Below are 231 nucleotides of genomic sequence, written 5' to 3'. Positions count from 1 at the left end.
GATACGCTCCGCGCCTTCCTCCAATAACTGTGCTGGTTGATAAGATGAAAGCAGAAATCAAGTGGGTAGATGGGGCCATGTTCCTGGGTGAATCTGGCAGTGGTCACACAGTTGTCATGGATGGACCAGAAGATCACGGCGGCAGAAACATGGGCGTCCGGCCAATGGAAATGCTGCTGCTGGGGCTGGGCGGTTGTACCAGTTTTGATGTCATGAGTATCTTGACCAAGC

Annotated in this window: 1 protein-coding gene; it reads left to right on the top strand. The window is 52.8% G+C overall.

Features of this window, described 5'->3' with window-relative positions; genetic code table 11:
- Positions 1 to 44: 44 nt before the first annotated feature.
- Positions 45 to 231 (top strand): OsmC family protein (locus Q4563_RS23070; protein ID WP_303606209.1); only part of this gene is annotated, 187 nt, incomplete at its 3' end.

It is taken from the genome of Gilvimarinus sp. 1_MG-2023 (genome assembly GCF_030548285.1).
This window is presented reverse-complemented; position numbering and strand designations above follow the sequence as displayed.